We start from the raw sequence: 21,168 nt of genomic DNA, 5'->3' as shown, positions 1-21,168 counted from the left end.
CGCTGGTCTTCGCGGGCGGGACGGGGCGTCGAAGGCCCCCGGCGCGGTGCCGCACACTCCCCGGACGGTGGCGGCGAGAGCGATGTCACATCAGGCGAGTGCGGCGACATTGGCTGATATACCCCCGCTCCTCTCGCCTTGCGGCATAGCGTCGGAACAGAGTGGACACCCCGTGTCCCGACGTCATGCCGGAAGGCAGGAGACCGTACTTCCTTCTACGTCACGCAACGGCGCGCGACAGGAGCCAGAGGACAATGCAGACCAAGCTGGACGAAGCCAAGGCCGAGCTGCTCGAAAGGGCTGCGCGGGTAGCTGAGAACAGCCCGGTCGGGGGGCACCTACCGACTGGGACGACGGACGAGGGCTCCCCGGACACCCCGGGCACCCCGGCCCCGGACCACGCATCCGTGTTCGCGTTCCTCAGGCGTTACTACCGGCACACCGCCCCGGAGGACCTGACCGACCGCGACCCGGTCGACGTCTTCGGAGCCGCCGTCTCCCACTACCGGCTGGCGGAGCACCGCCCGCAGGGCACGGCGAACGTGCGGGTGCACACCCCGACGGTCGAGGAGAACGGCTGGACGTGCAGCCACACCGTCGTCGAGGTGGTCACGGACGACATGCCCTTCCTCGTCGACTCCGTGACCAATGAGCTGACCCGCCAGGGCCGCGGCATCCACGTCGTCGTGCATCCGTTGATCGTGGTGCGCCGCGACGTCACCGGCAAGCTCGTCGAGGTGCTCACCGCGGGACCCTCCGACGACCTGCCGCACGACGCGCACGTCGAGTCCTGGATCCACGTCGAGATCGACCGCGAGACCGACCGCGGCGACCTGAAGCAGATCACCGCCGACCTGCTGCGCATCCTCAACGACGTCCGCGAGACCGTCGAGGACTGGGGCAAGATGCGGGACGCGGCCCTCCGCATCGCGGAGGAGCTGCCCGCGGAGCCCGCGCCCGGCGACCTCCCCCCGCGGGAGCTGGAGGAGGCACGCGAGCTGCTGCGCTGGCTGGCCGACGACCACTTCACCTTCCTCGGCTACCGCGAGTACCAGCTGCGCGGGGACGACTCCCTGGCCGCCGTCCCCGGTACCGGCCTCGGCATCCTGCGCTCCGACCCGCACCACGCCGTCGACGAGAGCCACCCGGTCAGCCCGTCCTTCGAACGGCTCCCGGCCGACGCCCGGGCCAAGGCCCGCGAGCACCGGCTGCTGGTGTTGACCAAGGCCAACAGCCGGGCCACCGTGCACCGGCCGTCGTACCTGGACTACGTCGGCGTCAAGAGGTTCGACGAGCAGGGCAACGTCGTCGGCGAGCGGCGCTTCCTCGGACTGTTCTCCTCCGCCGCCTACACCGAGTCCGTCCGCCGGGTGCCGGTCGTGCGGCGCAAGGTGGAGGAGGTGCTGGAGCGGGCCGGCTTCTCGCCCAACAGCCACGACGGGCGGGACCTGCTGCAGATCCTGGAGACGTACCCGCGCGACGAGTTGTTCCAGATGCCGGTCGAGGAGCTGGAGCCGATCGTCACCTCCGTGCTCTACCTCCAGGAGCGGCGCCGGCTCAGGCTCTACCTGCGGCAGGACGAGTACGGCCGCTACTACTCCGCCCTCGTCTACCTCCCCCGGGACCGCTACACGACCGGGGTCCGGCTGCGGATCATCGACATCCTCAAGGAGGAGCTCGGCGGTACCAGCGTCGACTTCACGGCCTGGAACACCGAGTCGATCCTGTCCCGGCTGCACTTTGTGGTCCGGGTCCCGCAGGGCACCGAGCTGCCGGAGCTGTCCGACGCCGACCGGGAGCGCATCGAGGCCCGCCTCGTCGAGGCCGCCCGCTCCTGGGCCGACGGGTTCGCCGAGGCGCTCAACGCCGAGACGGGCGAGGAGCGCTCCGCCGAGCTGCTGCGCCGGTACGGCGGCGCCTTCCCCGAGGGGTACAAGGCGGACCACGGCCCGCGCTCCGCGGTCGCCGACCTGGGCCACCTGGAGCGGCTCGACGAGGACAGGACCTTCGCGCTGAGCCTGTACGAGCCGGTGGGCGCGGTGCCCGAGGAGCGCCGCTTCAAGATCTTCCAGAAGGGCGGCTCGGTCTCCCTGTCCGCCGTGCTGCCGGTGCTCAGCCGGCTCGGCGTCGAGGTCACCGACGAGCGGCCGTACGAGCTGCGCTGCTCGGACCGCACGACGGCCTGGATCTACGACTTCGGCCTGCGGATGCCGAAGTCGGTGGCCGGCGGTGCCGACTACCTCGGCGACGACGCCCGCGAGCGCTTCCAGGACGCCTTCGCCGCGACCTGGACCGGCCAGGCGGAGAACGACGGCTTCAACGCCCTGGTGCTCAGCGCCGGGCTGACCTGGCGGCAGGCGATGGTGCTGCGCGCGTACGCCAAGTACCTGCGGCAGGCCGGTTCGACGTTCAGCCAGGACTACATGGAGGACACCCTCCGCAACAACGTCCACACCACGCGTCTGCTCGTCTCCCTGTTCGAGGCGCGGATGGCGCCCGAGCGCCAGCGCGCCGGACGCGAGATCGTCGACGCCCTGCTCGAAGAGGTCGACGCGGCCCTCGACCAGGTGGCGAGCCTCGACGAGGACCGGATCCTGCGCTCCTTCCTCACCGTCATCAAGGCGACGCTGCGGACGAACTTCTTCCAGAAGGCGAGCGACGGCACGCCGCACGACTACGTCTCCATGAAGTTCGACCCGCAGGCCATCCCGGACCTGCCCGCGCCGCGTCCGGCGTTCGAGATCTGGGTGTACTCGCCGCGCGTCGAGGGCGTGCACCTGCGCTTCGGCAAGGTCGCCCGCGGCGGTCTGCGCTGGTCGGACCGCCGGGAGGACTTCCGCACCGAGATCCTCGGCCTGGTCAAGGCGCAGATGGTGAAGAACACCGTCATCGTGCCGGTCGGCGCCAAGGGCGGCTTCGTCGCCAAGCAGCTGCCCGACCCGAACGCCGACCGCGACGCCTGGATGGCCGAGGGCATCGCCAGCTACCGGACCTTCATCTCGGCGCTGCTCGACATCACCGACAACATGGTCGCGGGCGAAGTGGTCCCGCCCGCCGACGTCGTCCGGCACGACGAGGACGACACCTACCTCGTCGTCGCCGCCGACAAGGGCACCGCGAAGTTCTCGGACATCGCCAACGAGGTCGCCGAGTCCTACAACTTCTGGCTCGGTGACGCCTTCGCCTCCGGCGGTTCGGCGGGCTACGACCACAAGGGCATGGGCATCACCGCCCGCGGCGCCTGGGAGTCCGTCAAGCGGCACTTCCGGGAGCTGGGCGTGGACACCCAGACCCAGGACTTCACGGTCGTCGGCATCGGCGACATGTCCGGCGACGTGTTCGGCAACGGCATGCTGCTGTCCGAGCACATCCGCCTGGTCGCCGCCTTCGACCACCGGCACATCTTCGTCGACCCGACGCCGGACGCGGCCACCTCGTACGCCGAGCGCCGCCGCCTGTTCGACCTGCCGCGCTCCTCGTGGGAGGAGTACGACACCGCGCTGCTCTCGGCGGGCGGCGGCATCTTCCCGCGCACGGCCAAGTCGATCCCGGTCAACGCACACCTCCGCGAGGCCCTCGGCATCGAGGCCGGCATCACGAAGATGACCCCGGCCGACCTGATGAAGGCGATCCTGTCGGCGCCGGTGGACCTGCTGTGGAACGGCGGCATCGGCACGTACGTCAAGGCGTCCACCGAGTCCGACGGCGACGTCGGCGACAAGGGCAACGACGCCATCCGCGTCGACGGCAAGGACCTGCGGGCGCGGGTCGTCGGCGAGGGCGGCAACCTCGGCCTGACCCAGCTGGGCCGGATCGAGTTCGCGCTGCACGGCGGCCGGATCAACACCGACGCCATCGACAACAGCGCGGGCGTGGACACCTCCGACCACGAGGTGAACATCAAGATCCTGCTCAACGGTCTCGTCAAGGACGGCGACATGACCGTCAAGCAGCGCAACAAGCTGCTCGCCGAGATGACCGACGAGGTCGGCACGCTGGTCCTGCGCAACAACTACGCGCAGAACACGGCGATCGCCAACGCCCTGGCGCAGTCCAAGGACATGCTCCACGCACAGCAGCGCTTCATGCGTCACCTGGTCCGGGAGGGGCACCTCAACCGGGCCCTGGAGTTCCTGCCCACCGACCGCCAGATCCGCGAGCGCCTCGGCGCCGGGCAGGGGCTGACCGGCCCGGAGACCGCGGTGCTGCTGGCGTACACGAAGATCACGGTCGCCGAGGAACTGCTGCACACCTCGCTGCCCGACGACCCCTACCTCAAGGCCCTGCTGCACTCCTACTTCCCGACGGCGCTGCGCGAGCAGTTCCCGGAGCGGATCGACGGCCACCCGCTGCGCCGCGAGATCACGACGACCGTCCTGGTCAACGACACGGTCAACACGGGCGGTACGACGTACCTGCACCGGATGCGCGAGGAGACCGGCGCGTCGCTGGAGGAGATCGTGCGGGCGCAGACCGCGGCCCGGGAGATCTTCCGCTCCTCCCCGGTGTGGGACGCGGTGGAGGCCCTGGACAACAGGGCCCAGGCCGGTGTGCAGACCCGCATCCGGCTGCACTCGCGCCGCCTGGTCGAGCGCGGCACGCGCTGGCTGCTCAACAACCGGCCGCAGCCGCTGGAGCTCGCCGAGACGGTCGGCTTCTTCGCCGAGCGCGTGGAGCAGGTCTGGGCGCAGCTGCCGAAGCTGCTGCGCGGCGCGGACGCGGAGTGGTACCAGCACATCTACGACGAGCTGACCGACGCCGGTGTCCCGGACGAGCCGGCCACGCGGGTGGCCGGGTTCTCCTCGGCCTTCGCGACGCTGGACATCGTGTCGGTGGCCGACCGCACGGGCAAGGAGCCGCTGGAGGTCGCCGAGGTGTACTACGACCTCGCCGACCGGCTGAGCGTCACCCAGCTGATGGACCGGATCAGCGACCTGCCCCGTACCGACCGCTGGCAGTCCATGGCCCGCGCGGCGATCCGCGAGGACCTCTACGCGGCGCACGCCTCGCTCACCGCCGACGTGCTGGCGGCGGGCAACGGCACGTCGACGCCCGAGCAGCGGTTCAAGGCGTGGGAGGAGAAGAACGCGGCGATCCTCGGCCGGGCGCGCACCACGCTGGAGGAGATCCACAACTCGGAGGACTTCGACCTCTCCAACCTGTCGGTCGCGATGCGGACGATGCGGACGCTGCTGCGCACGCATGCCTGACGGCGCGGCCGTGTGAGGTGCCCCGGGCCGTCGTGGCCCGGGGCACCTTCGCGTGGGCGGCCCCGCCCCGGCCCCACCTCGGAGCCGCCCCGGCCTCTCACCGGCCCCGTCGCCGGCCTCTCACCGGCCCCGTCGCCGCCGCCCTGCCGCACAGGCAGCGCTCAGGCGCCGCCCACAACGGGACATCCCGGATAAAGTGGCCGCGTGATGCAGCGCTCCGGGACGACGCGTGCCGTACCGCCACGCACGGTCGCCGCCCCGTGGGCGGTCGTCGTCGGCGCGGTCGCCGCCCTCGTCCTCCTGCTGCTGCTCCTGGTGGTCGTCCGGTTGCCCTGGGCCGGTGACCTGGGCATGCACGCGGCCACCCTGCAACGCCTGCGGCACAGCCCGCTCACCCCCGGCAACCCCCTGGTCGACGCGGACACGCCGAGCCCGTACTACTCGCCGTGGGCGGTGCTGCTGGGCTGCGCGGCCCGGCTGAGCGGGTTCTCCGTCTTCGTCGTGCTGCGGCTCGGGGCGCTGGTGGCACTCGGCCTGCTGGTGACCGGGGTGTGGCGGTACGTCCGCACGCTGAGCGCCCGCCCGGCGGCGCCGCCGCTCGCGCTGCTGTGCCTGGTGCTGCTGTGGGGAACGGCCACGTTCACCTGGAGCGGCTTCCTCGGGCTCCACTCCCTCGCGCTGACGGTGGCGTACCCGAGCGTCTTCGCGCTCGGCCTCGCCTTCCACCTCTGGGCGTGGCTGGCGGGGGCGGTGCGCGGGAGCGGGGGCCGGCCGGCCGGGTGGGGGGTCTGGCTGGGGCTCGGGGTGCTGTGGGCGGTGATCCTCCTGGTGCACCAGTTCTCCGGGATCGTCGCCTCCCTGGGAGCCCTCGCCGTCGTGTGCGGGGCGCGGGCCGGGCGCAGGGTGTGGGGGCGGCTGGGAGCCGGGCTGTCGACGGGGGCGGCGGTCCTGTGGCTCTGGCCGTACTACGACTTCTACGCGCTGCTCGGTGCCGGTGACGGGATGGACGCGGTGCACCGGTCGCTGTACCGGGACCTGTCCGGGCGGTACTGGCTGGTGCTGGTGGGGGTGGCTGCGCTGGCGGTGCGGTGGTGGCGGGACCGGCGGGACGCGCTGGTGCTCTTCTTCCTGCTGGGTGCGGCCGTCTTCGTGGCGGGCGGGGTGAGCGGGCACTGGTCGTGGGGGCGGGTGCTGCCCGCCGCGCTGATCCCGGCGCAGCTCGCGGTGGCGCTGGAGGTGGCGGGGTCCGGGCGGCGGGCGGTGCGGGTCGCAGGGGCGTGCGTCCTGGCCGCGGCGCTGGCGGTGGGGGCGTGGGCGCAGGCGGGGACGCTGGGATACGTGGTCGGGCGGGAGGCGCTGCCCGGGGCGGTCGCCAAGAAGGTCCGGGAACCGTGGGCGGGGTACCACTGGATCACGCCGTGGGTGGGCTACGGGGACGTGGTCATGGCGCGGCGGCTCCCCTCGCGCCGGATCCCGGCGTACGGGGCGTACACCGTGGCCCCCGGGTATCCCGACTTCTTCCTGCGGGACGAGGACGCCCGGGCGGCGGCGGTGCGGAGGTACTTCACCCCGGGGGCGGCGGGCGAGGTCCGGCGGGAGATCGTGCGGGAGTACGGGGTGCGGTGGGTGGTGGACCGGGGCCCGGGGCTCCGGGGGGCCGAGGGACTGCGGCTGGTGGCCCGGGGGCCGGGCGGGCAGGTGCTGTACGCGGTGACGGAGTGAGCGGCGTCCCGGGCACCGCGGGTGGCGCGAACCGTTCCGCCGGTGCGCCGGCACGGTGGCCCGCGGGGCGCGCCCGGCGATCGCCCGCGGGCCGCCTCGGGCGACGGCCCGCGGACCCGGGTTTCGGTTTCGGCAGCGGTTTCGGTGGCGAAACCGCAGGCCGGGCCGCGCCGCGGTCTCAGCGCAGGAGGGCGGCCGCCAAGCGGACCGCCCGCTTCACCCGGGGCGTGGCCAGGCGGCGCACGGCCGGGCGGATGACGGCCGCCGTGCTGCCCACCGGCTGCCAGCGGATCTGCAGCCGCCCCGGGGTGTGCCCCTCCGGTTCCACCGTGACCCGGTGGGGGGCCGTGCCGCCGCGGTAGGGGACGCGGGCGGTCAGGGGCGGGAAGGCCAGCGGGGCCAGGAGGATGCCCGTGTGGGTCCGGCCCTGGTCGTGCAGGCGCAGCACGGGGTGGCGCACGCCCTCGAAGCCCTGGAGGGGGAGGCGGGCCGACGCCAGGTCCAGGCGGGCCCGGCCCTCGAAGACGCCGGGGCGGACGGGGGAGAGACGGAAGGGGACCACGAGACGGCGACGGCCGGGGGCGAGGTGGAGGGTGGCGCGCCGGGGGCCGACCGGGAGGCGCAGGGCCGGGTCGTAGGTGCGGACCGTCAGGTCGATCGAGGCCCCGGGACCCCGCGCGATCTCCGTGATCTCGTGGCGGAGCAGGGCGCTGAAGAACGGACGGGTGTCGAGGTCCAGGTCCGTCAGGTCCAGTTCCCGGCGGGCCCGTGCGGAGCGCGGGACCTCCCCGCCCCAGTAGGTACGGCCGTCCGCCGGGTCCGGTGTGGTCCGGCGGGGGGCGACCGCGTGGCCTAGACCGCGGGCCGCCTCCTGGGCGTCGGCGAGGCGCCGGTCGCGGACCAGCTGGAGCACGACCCGTTCGGCGCGGGGCAGGCGGGCGAAGGCACCCGGGGCCAGCGTGTCGAGGTACGGGGTCACGAGGTCCGCGAAGGACGCCAGCCACGCCTGGTCCCGGTACGGGAGGTCACCGGCGTACATCCGGAAGTCGTGCTTGAGGAACTTGAAGTCCTTGTCCTCGCGCAGCGACTCGTGCCCGCTCCGGGCCAGGAAGGCGTCGATGAGACGCTGCACGTGGACGCGGTCGCGGACGTTGGTCAGCCTGTCCCGCTGGTTGGATATGGAGGCCGCCTCGGCGGCGGCGTACGGGGCGACGTACCAGCGGTAGACCGGCTCCGGGACGACGGTGAACGTCCTGGCCAGGCAGTACGCCTGCGCCGAGAAGAGCTGGTCCTCGTAGTGGATGCCCTCCGGGAAGCGCAGGCCGTGCCGGTCGAGGAAGGCGCGGGCGTACATCTTGCTGGTCGACAGGTGCTCGAAGAAGAGCCGCGGGTCGGCCTCGATCCCGTCGAGCGTGCGGCGTTCGGCGACCAGGTGCGGCATCCACGTCGTGCGGCGTCCGCCGTCCACGCGGATGCGGTGCACCGCGCCCATCGCGAAGTCGAGGTCGCGTTCCCGGTGGGCGGCGAGCAGGACCTCGACGGCGCGCTCGGGAAGCTCGTCGTCGCTGTCGAGGAACATCAGGTACGGGGCCCGCGCGATCTCCAGGGCGCGGTTGCGCGGCGCGCTGCAGCCGCCGCTGTTCTCGGGCAGACGGAGCAGGACGACGCGGGGGTCGCGCGCCGCCAGCCTCCGCGCGACCTCGGGGGTCGCGTCCGTCGAGTGGTCGTCGCTGATGACGACCTCGATGCCGGTGTGGGTCTGGCGCAGGACGGACGCGACCGCGCGGGGCAGGCGTTCGGCGTCGTTGTGGACGATGACCGTGACGGTGACGTCGGGCGTGGTCACGGCCGTGCGGACGGCCGGGCTCTGGAGGGTGGTCATGACGCGGTCGCCTCCTCGGGGCTCGGGGCCGGGGTGCGCTCCTCGACCGGCAGTACGGGCGGCAGCGTCCGTTCGTCCTCACCGAGGAAGACCCGGCGTACGACGCGTTCGGCGGCGCGGCCGTCGTCGTACTCGCAGAACCGGCGCCGGAAGGCCGCCCGCGCCTTCGCCGCGCGTTCGTCGCGCCAGGCGTCCGTGGTGAGGATCTCCGCCAGCCGGTCCTGGTCGCGGGCGACCGGGCCCGGAGCCTCGGCCATCAGGTCGAAGTAGACACCGCGGGTGGTGCGGTACGTCTCCCAGTCGTCGGCGTGGATCACGATCGGGCGGTCGAGGTTGGCGTAGTCGAACATGATCGACGAGTAGTCCGTGACCAGCACGTCTGCCGCCAGGCACAGTTCCTCGACCGGGTCGTAGGAGGAGACGTCGATGAGCCGGCCGGCGCGGCGCAGACCGGTCAGCGGCGAGGAGGGGGAGGCGGCGCTCTCGTAGAAGTAGTGGGCCCGCACCAGCAGAACCGTTTCCTCGCCGAGCCGGTCGGCGAGGGCGGCCAGGTCCAGGCGCGGGGTCCAGCCGGCCTCGTAGTCGCGGTGGGTCGGCGCGTAGAGGACCGCCCTGCGGCCGGGCGCGATGCCGAGGCGCTCGCGGACCGCGCGGACCTCGGCGGCGCCGGCGGAGTAGTAGACGTCGTTGCGCGGATAGCCGTGGTCGAGGGAGACGTACCGGGAGGGGTACGCCCGCTGCCACATGCGGGTGGAGTGGCTGTTGGCCGAGACGCTGTAGTCCCACCGGTCGACCCGCTCCAGCAGCGCCTGGAAGTCCAGCCCGCGGGCGGCGGCCGGGTACGGCATCTGGTCCAGGCCCATGCGCTTGAGCGGGGTGCCGTGGTGGGTCTGGAGGTGGACGGTGCCCGGGCGTTTGACGACCGCGTCCGGGAAGTTGACGTTGTTGACGAGGTACTTGGCCCGCGCCAGCACCTCCCAGTAGCGGCGGGTGCCGGGTACGACGTGGTCGGTGCCGGGCGGCAGCAGGGCCGCGTGCGCGGCGGTGACCACCCACACCGGGTGGACGCTCGGGGCGAGTCCGGCGAGCCGGGCGGCGATCGCGGCCGGGTTGCAGGCCACGCCCCGGGCCCAGTACGCCGAGAAGACGGCGAGGTGGGGGTCGACCGGCTCGGCCAGTGCCCGGCGGTACTGGAGGCCGCGCAGCAGGGTGCCGGCCCGGTGCCTGCCGGTGCGCGCGACCGCCCGCACGGTGCGGCGGGTGCGGTGGGCGGTCTGGAGGGCGCGGTACCGGGCGCAGGCGTCCTCCTCCAGCAGCGACCGGCGCAGGCCTTCGAGGCCGGCCGGGCGCGGGTGGCCCTCGGGCCGGTGGCGCCGGGCGGCCAGGGACGCCCGGTGGAAGAACGCCCGCCGGGCGCCGTCCGGCATCCCGGCGCGGGCGAAGGTGCGCAGGCAGTCGCGGACCATCAGGTCGTACAGGACGGCGTGGGCGGCCGGGCGGTCGCCGGCCAGGTCGAGGAGGGTCTCGTAGCGCTCGACCAGGGCGAGGTGCCGCTCCGGCGCGACCGGCGGCAGGCTCTCGGGGCGCAGCGCGCGGACCTCGTACGCCGGGTGGGGCAGACAGGCGACGCGGTCGGCGAGCAGCAGGGCGGCGTACGCGGCGAAGGGCTCGTCGTCGGTGGTGAAAAGCCGTTCGTGGTTCCGCCAGAAGCCGGCGCGGACGGCGCGGTTGCCGAGCAGCGGGGTCAGTCCGAGCAGCGCCGCGCGGTCGTCGAGGGCCAGGGCGGCGCCGCCCGCCCGGGCGAGGCGGGGGCCGTCGGGGGAGGGCAGGCCGGAGGTCCGCCAGGTGCCGCGGACGTGGTCGAGGAGCAGGACGTCCACGGTCTCGGGGAGGTCCGCGGTGTGCTCGGCGACCGTGCGCGGGGCGCCGGCGGGCAGGGCGTCCCTGGCGTGGACGAAGTGCAGCCACCGGCCCGACGCCCGCGCCGCTCCCGCCGCGCGGGCCGCGGCGTCGCCGGCCCCGTCCGGCAGCGGCAGTACGGTGAACGCGGGCACGTGCCGCTCGGCCGCCTCCCGCGCCCAGTCCCCGACGGCGGCGACGACCACCTCGATGCCGGTGAGGGGCTGGGCGGCCAGGGAGCCGAGGAGCGCGGGCAGGTGGTCCTGGACGTTGGGGCCGTGGACGACGACGCTGAGTTCGGGGGTCTCGGGCATCGCGGGGACTCCTTCGCCTCGGTCGCTCCCGGCGCACTCCTGCTCGCTCGGCCTCTTCGGTCATAGTGGCATCAAACGGGCAGGAGGGTTAACCGGGAGTGCCCCTCCCGGGCGAAGGGGCCGGCGGCGGGGCGTTCAGGCGGTCGTCGGCGCCTCGGGTGCGGGCTCGGGTGCGGGCTTGGACGCCGGTTCGGACGCGGGCTTGGGCGCCGGTTTGGGCTTCGCCGCCTTGTCCGGGCCGCCGGTGAACCTCTCGTACTCCTTGAGGACCTCCTCCGTCGGCCCGTCCATGCGCAGCTCGCCGCGCTCCAGCCACAGCACCCGGTCGCAGGTGTCGCGGATGGACTTGTTGCTGTGGCTGACCAGGAACACCGTGCCGGCGTGCCGGCGCAGCTCCCGGATGCGCTCCTCGGAGCGCCTCTGGAAGGAGCGGTCGCCGGTGGCCAGGGCCTCGTCGACGAGGAGGACGTCGTGGTCCTTGGCGGCGGCTATGGAGAAGCGCAGGCGGGCCGCCATGCCGGAGGAGTACGTGCGCATCGGCAGGGTGATGAAGTCGCCCTTCTCGTTGATCCCGGAGAAGTCGACGATCTCCTGGTACCGCTCCTTGATCTGGGCCCGGGACATGCCCATCGCGAGGCCGCCGAGGTGGATGTTGCGCTCGCCGGTGAGGTCGTTCATCAGGGCGGCGTTGACGCCGAGGAGGGAGGGCTGGCCGTCGGTGTAGATGCGGCCGTTCTCCACCGGCAGCAGCCCCGCGACCGCCTTGAGCAGCGTCGACTTCCCGGAGCCGTTGGTGCCGATCAGGCCGATGGCCTCGCCCCGGTACGCCACGAAGGACACGTTCCGCACGGCGTGCACCCGGCGTACGCCCGCCGCCTTCTCGGTCTTCCTCCGGCGCAGGATGCGGTTGAGGGCGGCGGTCGCCGAGCCGCGGCCCGCGCCGGTGCCGTTGACCCGGTAGACGATGTCGACGCCGTCGGCGATGACGGTGGGGACGCGTTCGTCCGCCTGGTTGCGGGGGGTGTTGTCAGCCACGACCGTACGTCTCCTCGGCCTTCCAGAAGTAGATGAAGCCGCCGATCCCGGCGACCAGCGCCCAGCCCAGGGCCAGTGCCCACACGTGGTCCGGCAGCATGGCGCCGCCGAAGCTGTCGATCAGCGCGAAGCGCATCAGGTCGATGTAGACGACGGCCGGGTTGACCTGGAGGAGCGGCCCGACCCACGAGGGCAGGCCGCTGTCCGGGCCGGTCATGTGGTGGATGCTGAACATGACGCCCGAGCCGTACATCCAGGTCCGCAGCAGGAACGGCATCAGCTGCGCCATGTCCGGGATCCTGGAGCCCACGCGGGCCATGACCAGTGCCACGCCCGCGTTGAACACGAACTGCAGCACCAGCGCGGGGACCGCGAGCACCCAGGAGGCGGCGGGCGGTACGCCGAAGGCGAGCAGGATCACGACCAGGGCGGCCATCGAGAACAGCAGCTGCTGGAGCTGCTGGAGGCAGAACGACACCGGCAGCGCGGCCCGCGGGAAGTGCAGGGCGCGGACGAGGCCGAGGTTGCCGGAGACGGCCTTGGTGCCCGCCATGATCGAGCTCTGTGTGAACGTCCACACGAACACGCCCGTGACCAGGAACGGGACGAAGTCCTCCACGCCCCGCCTGGTGTTCATCAGCACGCCGAAGACGAAGTAGTACACCGCCGCGTTGAGCAGGGGCGTCATCACCTGCCAGAGCTGGCCCAGCTTGGCCTGGCTGTACTGGGCGGTGAGCTTGGCGGTGGCGAAGGCGCCGATGAAGTGCCGGCGCTCCCACAGTTGGCGGACGTACGCGGGCAGGGAGGGGCGGGCGCCGCTGACCGAGAGGCCGTGGCGGGCGGCGAGGGCCGCGAGGTCGTGGTCGCCGGCCGGTGCGGGCGCCGCGGCCGGTGTCGGGGGCGGTGTGTCGAGGACCTGGCTCACATCCGCTGCTTTCGCTCGGGGGGAGGGGGTGGCGCCCGGCGTTCACCTGGGTGACGGTGCGCGTTCAGCTACGTCGGGACGGGACCGTATCGTCGTGACGTGAGCGTAGGGTGCGGCAGCGTCGGAACGCAACCGTTGCGTCGTCGCGCCCTATGCTTGGCTCGCATGACGACCAACGCCGACGAGCCGCAGCCGCGCCCGCGCCGCCGGGCCCCCGCCGGGGCGGCGGTGCTCCGCGAGGACGTGACGGAGGCCATCCGGTCGGCGGTCTTCGAGGAACTCGCGGCGGCCGGCTACGCGCGGATGTCCATCGAGGGCATCGCGCGCCGCGCGGGCGTCGGCAAGACGGCGGTGTACCGGCGCTGGCGCTCCAAGCTGCACCTGGTCCTGGACGTCGTCTCCGCGCTCGCCGTCCAGGGGCTGCCCGTGCCCGACACCGGGTCCCTGGAGGGCGACCTGCGGCTGCTGTACGAGGTGACCTCGCGCGCGCTGCGCCACCCGGTGGCCTCGCAGGTCATCCCCGACCTGCAGGCGGAGGCGGCACGCAACCCCGACATCGCCGAGGCCCTGCGGAAGACGCTGCGGGAGGGGCAGGACGGTGTCGCCAGCAGAATCCTGACGGCGGCGGCGGAACGCGGCGAGCTGAGCCCCGCCCTCGACACCGACCTGGCGCTGGACCTGGTCTCGGGGCCGCTCTACTGGCGTGCGGTGGTCGTCCGCAGCCCGAAGCTGCCCCAGGGCTACCTGGGGCAGCTGGCGCGGGCCACGGCGCAGGGGCTGAAGGCGTTGTGAGACGCGACGGGCGGCCCCGGACACCGGGCCGGTGCGAGCCGGCGAAGGGTGTCCCCTTCGCCGGCCCGACGGCGGCCCCGACGGCGGCCCCGAGGGCGCGCTCGGAGCGGGCGAGGCGTGTCGTCCGCGGGGGCCCTCCAGTCCCGTGCTAGTCCCGTGCCGCCCCCGGATGCAGGCGTACCCAGCCCGCCCACGCCGACGTGATCATGTCCTCGACGTCGTACTTGGCCTTCCAGCCCAGTTCCGCGGCGGCGCGGTCGGCCGAGGCGACGACCCGGGCCGGGTCGCCGGGGCGGCGGGGGGTGACGGCGGGGGGCCGGTCGTGGCCGGTGAGGGCGTTGATGCGGTCGATCATCTCGCGGACGGAGACGCCCTCGCCCCGGCCGATGTTCAGGGTGAGGGAGCGGCCCGGGGAGGACCGCAGGGCGCGGGCCGCGGCGACGTGGGCGTCGGCCAGGTCGGCCACGTGGATGTAGTCGCGGACGCAGGTGCCGTCAGGCGTCGCGTAGTCGTCGCCGAAGACGCGGGGGGCGGCGCCTTCGGTGAGCTTCTCGAAGACCATCGGGACGAGGTTGTAGACGCCCGTGTCCGTCAGCTCCGGGCTGGCCGCGCCCGCCACGTTGAAGTAGCGCAGCGACGCCGTCGACAGGCCCGCCGCCCGGCCGGCCGCCCGGACCAGCCACTCACCGGCCAGCTTGGTCTCGCCGTACGGGGACAGGGGCAGGCACGGCGTCTCCTCCGTCACGAGGTCGACGTCGGGCATGCCGTACACGGCCGCGGAGGAGGAGAAGACGAACGACGGGACACCGGCCGCCGTGACCGCCTCCAGCAGGACGCGCAGGCCCTCGACGTTCTCCCGGTAGTAGTGCAGCGGCAGGTCCACGGACTCGCCGACCTGCTTCTTCGCCGCGAGGTGCACGACACCGGTGACGGAGTGGTCGGTGAGGGCGCGCGCGACCCGCTCGCCGTCCAGGACCGAACCCACCACCAGGGGGACGCCGTCGGGCACGCGCTCGGCGACGCCGGTGGACAGGTCGTCGTACACGACCGCCCGCTCGCCCGCGTCGGTCATCGCCCGTACGACGTGCGCCCCGATGTATCCGGCGCCGCCGGTGATCAGCCAGGTCATGTGCGGCCGTCCCCTCGTCAGTGGTCCTCGGTAGCCATGATCCGTCATCCCGGCACCCGGCGGGCACCGCACCCCGTCAGGACGAGGCCGGCGCCGAGTCGGCACCGTACGTGTCCAGGGCGGCCGTGAGCCGGTCGAGGCGGGCGCGCAGGTCCTGGATCTCCGCGAGGTCCAGACCGGTCGCCCCGGCGATCCGGCGCGGCACCTCGCCGGCCCGCTCGCGCAGGGCCACGCCCTCCCCGGTCAGCCACACCTCCACCGACCGCTCGTCGCGCGCACTGCGCTCCCGCCGCACCAGACCGGCCGCCTCCAGCCGCTTGAGCAGGGGCGACAGCGTGCCGGAGTCGAGCCGCAGGTGCTCGCCGAGCTTCTTGACCGGCAGCTCCCCGTGCTCCCACAGCACCAGCATCACCAGGTACTGCGGGTAGGTGAGCCCGAGGTCCTTGAGCACCACGCGGTAGACGCCGTTGAAGGCGCGTGAGGCGGCGTTGAGCGAGAAGCAGATCTGCTGGTCGAGGCGGAGCCAGTCCGTCGCGGGCGTGGTCATGGCTCCAGGGTAGCCGGGGCTTGCCTTTCGCGTCATTCAGTTGTGTGCAATTGAATTGTGTGGTCTAGTTGGCGTCGTCAGCACGCCGGAACACCAGGCGAACGCTTCACGACAGAGGGACGGTTTCCCATGGACGCGCTCTACACCGCCGCAGCCACCGCCACCCACGGCCGCGACGGCCGCACCGTCAGCTCCGACGGCACGCTCGACCTCGCCCTCGGCGTCCCCGTCGAGATGGGCGGGAACGGGAAGGGCACCAACCCCGAGCAGCTGTTCGCCGCCGGGTACGCCGCCTGCTTCGGCAGCGCCCTCGGTCTCGTCGGCCGGCAGGCGAAGGTCGACGTCAGCGATGCCGCGGTGACCGCCGAGGTCGGCATCGGCAAGCAGGGCGAGGGCTTCGCGCTCGCCGTCACCCTCCGCGTCGAGCTGCCCGAGGGCGTGGACGAGGAGACCGGCCGCAAGCTGGTCGAGCAGGCCCACCAGGTCTGCCCCTACTCCAACGCCGCCCGCGGCAACATCCCGGTCGAGCTCGTCGTCGAGTAGTCGCCGGCCCGACGGCGCTCATCCGACCCGCGCCAGCACCTCCCCCGTCCGCTCGCTCCACGCCACCACCACCGCCTCCTCGGGCACCGGCTGCCAGCGCGTCAGCAGCAGCCAGCGGACGTGGTGGCGGCGTACGACGGCGGCGCGCTCCGCGCGGGTCGAGCCGGGCGCGAGGTAGGCCCTGACGTCGGCCGCCCGCCGCCCGCGCTCCCGCTCGTCCAGCGAGGGGTCCGGCCAGGCGGGTGCCGCGAGGTTGGGCCCGTACCCGGCGATGGCGTGCCCGGCGTAGTAGCCGTCGGTGATCACGACCTCGCCGGGGCCGATGTGCCGGGCCGCCCACGTGTACGTCGGCCACCGCGGCGGCTGCTCGAAACCGACCGGGTCCAACGGGCGCGGCACCACCGCCCCGGCGTGCACCGTGAGGAACCCCAGCAGGGCGCCGGCGGCCGCGGTCCACCCCAGTACACGCCGCCGGCGCCCCCACGGCCGGGGCGCCGCCAGCTCCACCGCCAGGGCGAACTGGAGCGGCACCAGCGTCAGCCCGAGGATCCGGCCGTAGGTGTAGTGGCCGCTGAACCAGCCGTACGCCACCACCGCGCAGTCCAGCGCGAACATCAGCACCAGCGGGTCCCGCGCCGAACGGCGTCCGCGCAGCCACAGCGCCGGCAGCCCGAGCAGCGCCAGCCAGAACTCGCCGGGCAGATCCAGGTACAGGACCCGGTGCATCCCGTCCACGCTGTCGTCCCCGGCCAGGGCGAAGACGTCGAAGTAGGGCCACGCCGCCGCCGCGGCCACCGCCGCGGCGCCCGTCAGCGCCCACCGCCCGGCGACCGCCCCGCGCCGGCCCCGCTGCCATCCGCCCACCAGGGCCACCGCACCCAGCACCGCCGCCACCGACGTGATCGGGTGGACGAGGAGGATCAGGCCGTAGAGGAGGCCCAGCCCCGCGTACCCGGGCAGGCCGCGCAGCCCGCCCGGCCCCGCGTACCGCACCCGGCGCGCGTCCCGGGTCCGCGCCCCGGTCAGTGCCCAGGCCCAGAAGGTGAGCCCGATCGCGAACGCCGACGGGTAGCCGAGATTGCCGGTCATCGACATCAGCCCGAGGTAGCCGCTCCACCAGGCCCGCTCGGTGCCCCACAGCAGCGTCATCGCGCCCAGCGCCAGGACCGGGGCCCACGGCCGCGGGGACAGCACGCGGACGAAGCGGCCCAGGCCGGTCAGCAGCACCAGCAGGTTCACCGGCCCGGCCAGCCGCACCACCTCCCAGCCGGCCAGTCCGGTCAGCCGGGCGAACAGGCCCTGCGCCACCGCGTACGGCGAGTAGTAGGCGCTGCCCGCGCCCGGCAGGTCGGCCATCGGGTGGCGGGGGCGGAGGAGGTCGGCCTTCAGGCGTTCCACGACGGCCGCGTGCTGGCCGGCGTCGCAGCACAGCGGCACCGCCCAGTACGCCAGCGACATCAGCAGGAAGAACAGGAAGCCGGCGGCCTGGTACGGGGTGGGGCGCCAGGAGCGGCCGCCGCGCAGCGCCGTCGCGCCGCGCACGGACCGCCGGACGAGGACGCCGGCGCTCACGGCAGAGATGATGAGGGGGACATTCGGGGCATTTGCCGTATGTTCCCGTCGGGGTCAACGACGTGAACCCAAGTCACCTCATCGAGTGACGCTCAGTGGCTCGCGCGGGCCCGGTCGGCGTGTCCCTGTGCGGGCAGCGCCACCCGGCCCCGCACCACCGGCCCCAGCAGCAGCGGCACCCCCACCACCGGCAGCAGCCACGCCAGCACGATCAGCCGCCCACCCCAGATGTTGATGTCCGGATGTCCGGCCTGGGTGAGGAATCCGGTGAACGCCGCCGCGACCAGGAAGACGCCGGCCACGCCCCCGCGCCGCAGCGCGCCCCACGCCCCCGCCCCCAGGGCCGCCGCGAACAGCGGCTCCCACGCCTGGCGGCGCAGCCACTCCACCCAGAAGTTGCCCTGCAACTGCCAGAACTCCGGCCACGGGTCCGGGCGGTCGGGCCGGGCGAAGTGGCCGGTGAGCAGGTCCTGGAGGCTGTCCGACACGGTCGGGTAGTGCAGCAGTCGGGCCAGGACCAGGGTGAGGACGGCACCGGACAGACCGACCGCCGCGATCGCGAGCACGTCCCGGCCCGGCGGCCGGCCCCGCCGGTACCGCCGCAGGGCGACCAGCGCGCCCGCGGCCGCCAGGCACAGTCCGAGGAACAGCGCCTGCGAGTGCTTGACGGCGAACAGCGCGAGCAGCGACCCGGCGACCAGCGCCAGCCCGGCCCGCGCGCGCCCGGCCCGCAGCACCAGCGCACAGCCCCACACCGCCGCCAGGGTCAGCGCCATCAGCAGCCCCTCGGTCATCGGGCGCATGGCCGTCGTCCCGCTCGGCAGCACGTAGTACAGCGCCTGCCCGGTCAGCGCGAGCGGCACCGGCACGGACAGGGTGCGCAGGATCAGGAAGGCGAGGACGCCGCCGGCGCACGCGATGACGACGCCCGCCGCCCACAGCCCCCACGTCGCCCCGAAGGCCAGGACGAACGGCACCAGGAACGCGGGGTAACCGGGCCGGGCCTCGAAGATCCGCATGAAGCGTTCCTCCAGGTACGGCACGGTGTGGCCGCCGGTCTGCCCGGCCGCCAGCCGCGGTTCCACGTGCCCCCACTCCCGCTGCCGGCACTCGGCCGTGACCCGGTCGGTGGGGTCGGGGCGGTGGAAGTGGACCACGTGCACGCTCTGGCCGCGGCGGGCCGTCGAGGCCTGGCTCGCGCACACGTAGTCGATGGTGGCCGCCGCCACCCCGCGCTTGCTCCCGCCGCTGAGACTCAGGGCGTACGACAGGTAGTTCTTGGTGTCGGGGGTGTCCCGGCCGGTGATGTTCGCGAGCTGGAGGACGGCGAACACCGCCGCCACGACCAGCACCCAGCCGCGCGGCCTCACGAGGAGGCCAGCAGGTCGCGGCGGTCCGGGAGGGCGCGGGCCCCGGGGACGGCCGGGGGCCCCGGCTCGGGCATCGGCTCGCCCAGCATCAGCGTCCGCACGACCCGCTCGGCGGCCCGGCCGTCCTCGTACTCGCAGAACCGGGCCCGGAAGGCGGACCTGAGCCGCGCCGCCTCCTCGTCCCGCCACGCCCCGGAGGACAGCAGCCGGGCCAGCTCCCGGTAGGAGCGCGACACGTGGCCCGGGGCCTCGGCGGTGACGTCGAGGTAGGCGCCGCGGCTCGCTACGTAGGCCGCCCAGTCGTCGGCGTGGACCACGACCGGCCGGTCCAGGAGAACGTAGTCGAACATCAGGGCGGAGTAGTCGGTGAGCAGCAGGTCCGAGGCGAGCATCAGGTCCTCGACGTGCGGCTCGTCCGTCGCGTCGACCAGGACGCCCCGCCGGTGCAGCTCCGACAGGCCCAGCCCGCGGGCCGGGCCGGTGGCCAGCGACGGGTGCAGCCGGACCACCAGGGTGTGTCCGTCGCCGAGGTCGGCGGCGAGGCGGGCCAGGTCGATCCGGTCGACGTGCCCCCCACGCCGGTACTCGCGGCGGGTCGGCGCGTACAGCACGACGGTGTGCCCCTCGGGGACGCCGAGCCGCTCACGGACCCGGCGGCCGTCCTCGGGGCCGGCGTTCACCAGCACGTCGTTGCGCGGGCTGCCGGTGCGCGCGGACGCGAAGTGGCACGGGTACGCCCGCTCCCACACCCGCTCCGCGTACCGGCCCGCGACCAGGCTGTGGTCCCAGCGGTCGGCCCGGCGCAGCATCTGCGGCACGTCCAGGCCGTGCCGGGCGCCGGGCCTGCCCAGCAGGTCGGCGCCCATGTACTTGAGCGGCGTGCCCTGGTGGGTGTGGATGTGGACGCTGCCGGGGCGCTTGACCAGCGCACCGGGCCAGTTGACGTTGTTGACGAAGTACGTCGCCCGCTCGGTCACCCGGCGGTAGGCCGCGCTGCCGAGGATCACGTGCTCCGTGTCCGGCGGCAGCAGCGGCACGTCCTCCTCGTCGCGCAGCACCCACACCCCGTGCAGGTGCGGGGCGATCTCGCGGGCCGTGCGGTGCACCGCCGCCGGGTCGCCCAGCACACCCCGGTGGGAGAAGGCCGAGTACACGGCGAGGTCCGGGTCGAGCGGCCGACGCGCGTTCACCGCGGACCTGACCCGCCCCGCCCGCCCGGCGGCCACCGCGCGCGCCTGCCGTGCCCGCCGCTCCAGCTCCCGCCCCGCCCGCCCGGACTGCCGCCGCAGGCGGTACGCGGTGTACCCGCCCTCCAGGACGCGCAGTTCGGCCGGGACCTCGGCGCCCTCGGGCCGGTACGCGCGGAACATCTCGGCGGTGCGGCGGAAGAACTCGGCCTTGTCGGACGGCGGCAGCCGGTCCGGCTTGCCGAGGATGTCCAGGCAGTGCTCGCCCATCTTGGCGTGCAGGAACGGCCGCCACCGGGCCAGCTCCGGGCGGGCGTCGAGGAACGCGAAGACCCGTTCGTACTGCGCGTGCACGTCGAAGTGCTTGCGGCTGGTGGTGGACAGGATGTTGCCCTGGCGGCGCTGCCGGTAGTTCAGGCAGATCCGGTCCAGGGCGGCGATCCGCCCGGCGCTGAACATGACCGGGAACGTCCAGGGCGTGTCCTCGTAGTAGCCCGGCGGGAAGGTGAAGCCCTCCCGTTCCACGAAGTCGCGCCGGTAGACCTTGTTCCACACCACCATCAGCAGGTCGAGGATGCCGGGGTGCCCGGCGGCCGTGAAGGTGCCGTCGCCGGCTTCCGCCAGGACCCGGGCCAGGACGTTGCGCCGGGTGCCGCCCCACCAGTAGGTGCGCGCGTAGTCGAAGACCAGGACGTCGGGGTCGTCGGTCTCCGCGAGCCGGTCGGCCATCGCGCGCAGGGCGCCCGGCGTGAGGGTGTCGTCGCTGTCGAGGAAGAACAGGTAGTCGCCGGTGGCGTGCGGCAGCCCGGCGTTACGGGCCCGGCCGAGGCCCACGTTCTCCTCCAGGTGCAGCACGCGCACCCGGTCGTCGCGGGCCGCGTACTCGTCGAGGATGGCGCCGCAGCCGTCCGGCGAGCAGTCGTCGACGGCGACGACCTCGAGGTCCCGGTAGGACTGGTCCAGCACCGAGTCGAGGCACTCGCGCAGGAAGCCCTGCACCTTGTAGCAGGGGAGGATGACGCTGAAGCGGGGCACTGCGGG

General features: G+C 73.7%; 13 protein-coding genes. 4 read left to right on the top strand and 9 right to left on the bottom strand.

Annotated elements, in window-relative coordinates:
* Positions 1-254: 254 nt before the first annotated feature.
* Entirely contained in the window at positions 255-5,210 is a 4,956-nt protein-coding gene (locus ACVV2G_RS11795) for an NAD-glutamate dehydrogenase (RefSeq protein ID WP_453842600.1), read from the top strand.
* A gap of 207 nt (positions 5,211-5,417) precedes the next feature.
* Positions 5,418-6,932 (top strand): hypothetical protein, encoded by a 1,515-nt coding sequence (locus tag ACVV2G_RS11790; RefSeq protein ID WP_453842625.1) that lies wholly within the window; start codon positions 5,418-5,420, stop codon positions 6,930-6,932.
* A gap of 178 nt (positions 6,933-7,110) precedes the next feature.
* On the opposite strand, the gene ACVV2G_RS11785 is transcribed toward ACVV2G_RS11790, so the two are convergent.
* The 4 genes from ACVV2G_RS11785 to ACVV2G_RS11770 form a co-directional block, all read right to left on the bottom strand.
* Positions 7,111-8,814 (bottom strand): glycosyltransferase family 2 protein, encoded by a 1,704-nt coding sequence (locus ACVV2G_RS11785; RefSeq protein ID WP_453842599.1) that lies wholly within the window; start codon positions 8,812-8,814, stop codon positions 7,111-7,113.
* Positions 8,811-11,027: a CDP-glycerol glycerophosphotransferase family protein gene (locus ACVV2G_RS11780; protein ID WP_453842598.1), complete on the bottom strand. Its 2,217-nt coding sequence runs from the start codon at positions 11,025-11,027 to the stop codon at positions 8,811-8,813. The genes ACVV2G_RS11785 and ACVV2G_RS11780 overlap by 4 nt, the downstream gene beginning before the upstream one ends.
* A gap of 135 nt (positions 11,028-11,162) precedes the next feature.
* Positions 11,163-12,062: an ABC transporter ATP-binding protein gene (locus tag ACVV2G_RS11775; protein WP_453842597.1), complete on the bottom strand. Its 900-nt coding sequence runs from the start codon at positions 12,060-12,062 to the stop codon at positions 11,163-11,165.
* Positions 12,055-12,987: an ABC transporter permease gene (locus ACVV2G_RS11770; protein WP_453842596.1), complete on the bottom strand. Its 933-nt coding sequence runs from the start codon at positions 12,985-12,987 to the stop codon at positions 12,055-12,057. Before ACVV2G_RS11770 ends, ACVV2G_RS11775 begins: the two co-directional genes overlap by 8 nt.
* Before the next feature lie 165 nt (positions 12,988-13,152).
* Here ACVV2G_RS11770 and ACVV2G_RS11765 point away from each other — a divergent pair, with 165 nt between their 5' ends.
* Positions 13,153-13,779 (top strand): TetR/AcrR family transcriptional regulator, encoded by a 627-nt coding sequence (locus tag ACVV2G_RS11765; protein WP_453842595.1) that lies wholly within the window; start codon positions 13,153-13,155, stop codon positions 13,777-13,779.
* 148 nt (positions 13,780-13,927) lie between these two features.
* Here the strand turns inward: ACVV2G_RS11765 and galE are convergent, their stop codons facing one another.
* Together galE and ACVV2G_RS11755 are read right to left on the bottom strand one after the other, a co-directional pair.
* Entirely contained in the window at positions 13,928-14,908 is a 981-nt protein-coding gene (galE, locus tag ACVV2G_RS11760) for a UDP-glucose 4-epimerase GalE (protein ID WP_453842594.1), read from the bottom strand.
* Positions 14,909-14,984: 76 nt separating this feature from the next.
* Positions 14,985-15,455 carry a MarR family winged helix-turn-helix transcriptional regulator gene (locus ACVV2G_RS11755; protein WP_453842593.1) on the bottom strand — a complete coding sequence of 157 codons (471 nt, stop codon included), beginning with the start codon at positions 15,453-15,455 and terminating at the stop codon, positions 14,985-14,987.
* Between the two features lie 129 nt (positions 15,456-15,584).
* On the opposite strand from ACVV2G_RS11755, the gene ACVV2G_RS11750 reads away from it, so the two are divergent.
* The gene (locus tag ACVV2G_RS11750; protein ID WP_453842592.1) at positions 15,585-15,998 is read left to right on the top strand and encodes an organic hydroperoxide resistance protein; all 414 of its coding nucleotides are present in this window, start codon (positions 15,585-15,587) and stop codon (positions 15,996-15,998) included.
* Positions 15,999-16,016: 18 nt separating this feature from the next.
* Here ACVV2G_RS11750 and ACVV2G_RS11745 read toward each other — a convergent pair whose 3' ends face one another.
* The 3 genes from ACVV2G_RS11745 to ACVV2G_RS11735 all read right to left on the bottom strand — a co-directional run bounded on the left by ACVV2G_RS11745 (position 16,017) and on the right by ACVV2G_RS11735 (position 21,162).
* Positions 16,017-17,570 carry a hypothetical protein gene (locus ACVV2G_RS11745; protein WP_453842591.1) on the bottom strand — a complete coding sequence of 518 codons (1,554 nt, stop codon included), beginning with the start codon at positions 17,568-17,570 and terminating at the stop codon, positions 16,017-16,019.
* A gap of 92 nt (positions 17,571-17,662) precedes the next feature.
* Positions 17,663-18,940 (bottom strand): hypothetical protein, encoded by a 1,278-nt coding sequence (locus ACVV2G_RS11740; protein WP_453842590.1) that lies wholly within the window; start codon positions 18,938-18,940, stop codon positions 17,663-17,665.
* Entirely contained in the window at positions 18,937-21,162 is a 2,226-nt protein-coding gene (locus tag ACVV2G_RS11735; RefSeq protein WP_453842589.1) for a bifunctional glycosyltransferase/CDP-glycerol:glycerophosphate glycerophosphotransferase, read from the bottom strand. The genes ACVV2G_RS11740 and ACVV2G_RS11735 overlap by 4 nt, the downstream gene beginning before the upstream one ends.
* Between the last annotated feature and the right edge of the window lie 6 nt (positions 21,163-21,168).

Source organism: Streptomyces sp. JK94, from assembly GCF_053613315.1.
The sequence above is the reverse complement of the archived record's forward strand: the minus strand, read 5'-3'. Positions and strand labels throughout refer to the sequence as shown.

Bases quoted from the DNA above. Each gene is read 5' to 3' on its own strand.
- ACVV2G_RS11785 (WP_453842599.1), bottom strand. From the start codon at position 8,814: ATGACCACCCTCCAGAGCCCGGCCGTCCGCACGGCCGTGACCACGCCC.
- ACVV2G_RS11790 (WP_453842625.1), top strand. From the start codon at position 5,418: ATGCAGCGCTCCGGGACGACGCGTGCCGTACCGCCACGCACGGTCGCC.
- ACVV2G_RS11750 (WP_453842592.1), top strand. From the start codon at position 15,585: ATGGACGCGCTCTACACCGCCGCAGCCACCGCCACCCACGGCCGCGAC.
- ACVV2G_RS11755 (WP_453842593.1), bottom strand. From the start codon at position 15,455: ATGACCACGCCCGCGACGGACTGGCTCCGCCTCGACCAGCAGATCTGC.
- ACVV2G_RS11795 (WP_453842600.1), top strand. From the start codon at position 255: ATGCAGACCAAGCTGGACGAAGCCAAGGCCGAGCTGCTCGAAAGGGCT.
- ACVV2G_RS11780 (WP_453842598.1), bottom strand. From the start codon at position 11,027: ATGCCCGAGACCCCCGAACTCAGCGTCGTCGTCCACGGCCCCAACGTC.
- ACVV2G_RS11765 (WP_453842595.1), top strand. From the start codon at position 13,153: ATGACGACCAACGCCGACGAGCCGCAGCCGCGCCCGCGCCGCCGGGCC.
- galE (WP_453842594.1), bottom strand. From the start codon at position 14,908: ATGACCTGGCTGATCACCGGCGGCGCCGGATACATCGGGGCGCACGTC.